This is a genomic window from Lancefieldella parvula DNF00906, assembly GCF_000758945.1.
Lineage (GTDB): Bacteria > Actinomycetota > Coriobacteriia > Coriobacteriales > Atopobiaceae > Lancefieldella > Lancefieldella parvula_C.
The window spans coordinates 1-1,408 of sequence record NZ_JRND01000002.1; the positions used below are offsets into that span (position 1 = coordinate 1).

At 39.6% G+C, this 1,408-nt stretch carries 2 protein-coding genes; both read left to right on the plus strand.

Annotated elements, in window-relative coordinates:
* The coding region (locus HMPREF1647_RS00040; RefSeq protein ID WP_035430908.1) for a P-loop NTPase family protein at nucleotides 1-306 on the plus strand (306 nt) is incomplete at its 5' end.
* A gap of 19 nt (nucleotides 307-325) precedes the next feature.
* Nucleotides 326-1,408: ABC transporter transmembrane domain-containing protein (locus HMPREF1647_RS00045; RefSeq protein ID WP_035430910.1), on the plus strand; the 1,083-nt coding region annotated here is incomplete at its 3' end.

The window sequence follows — 1,408 nt, forward strand, 5'->3', positions numbered from 1 at the left end:
ACGGTTTACAACTTGCTCGATTTCTCCTCTCTTGAGACTCATGCTTTTGACGGAAAAGAAGAGTCCGTTTCTTTGGGTGAGCGACAAAAAATTGGCCTTTTGAGAGCTCTATCCAGAAAACAAGGAGCACTTGTTTTGGATGAACCTCTACAGAATTTAGATGCCCCAACATCACAGAGGCTTTGTAGATATCTCACCAACCTCAAAGGTGGTCGGACTGTCGTGGTGATTATGCACTCCGATGAACTAAATCAAGAAGCAGACGTTCTTCTCGATATCCAAGATGGCCAATTGCATGTACGTTGATGTGGGAGAGGAGACAATAATGAATACACAAACCAAATATAAGTTCAATGTACCTTCATCTCTTGTCATTACAAAGAAAAATGTCTTTTTAATAGTAGGATCAGTATTATCAACTGCTCTTTCTGTAGCTACGAGCTTAGCTTTAGGCTCAATAGTGAGTGCCGTTTCTCAAGACTCTTGGATGACTGGTAAAACGATTGCTTTTGTGGGGGTACTATTTCTTTCTCTCGTATCAGCAGTCCTTGTTCTTACATTTAAAGGATGGTTTCCTGTGCGTGCGGCGATTATCCAAAGAATGAGTTGTACTACACAGGTTATACAAAGGGTTATTGCAATGCCGGCCCGTGTCTACAAAAAACATGAAAAAGGCTACTACATGAACCTCTTAAGCGGTTCTGCGACCATGTATGGATCTGTGTATAGTGCTGTGAATATTGCCATTTTGAGTTCTGTCGGATGTATCGTAGTGATTTTATTAGCGCTTCTTATTACCAATTATGTATATTTCATCGTAGTGCTTACCTATATTCCTATCTTATTTCTTGTGACAAGGGTTCCAGCCAAGCGGATTGCTGATTTACAGCGAAATATTATTCCAGCTCAAGATAGATATTTGAACGAATCAAAACGCATCGTAGAAAATAAAAGAGCTATCAATATTGCTCGAGCTGACGTCTTTTATAAAGAGAGATACCATGACATCGGTTCAAAGTACTTGGATTCCATAAAAAGATATCGGTTTAATGAGGGATTGAATGAGAAGATTCCAAGCAGTATGTGCTCTCTACTGCAGATTATTATGCTTGCCCTAACCATTGAAATGTATCAGATTCATGCTGCGTCTGTAGGAGATATTTTTATCTCATATCAACTTTGCGCATTGATTCAGAATCCTTTAGCGGAACTTTTTCAGTCAATCATGTTTGTAAAAGCAAATAAAGTTCATCTTGAGCGCCTACAAAATACTTTCAAAGAATCCCAAGAGCCTTCAGGTTATGAGAAGCTTTGGAACCCTTCACTTAAACCAGCTGTAAAGATAGGAGAGGGGACTCTTTTAGCTACTCCAGAAGGACCAGAACTTTTCCATACACAAGCTCTCAGC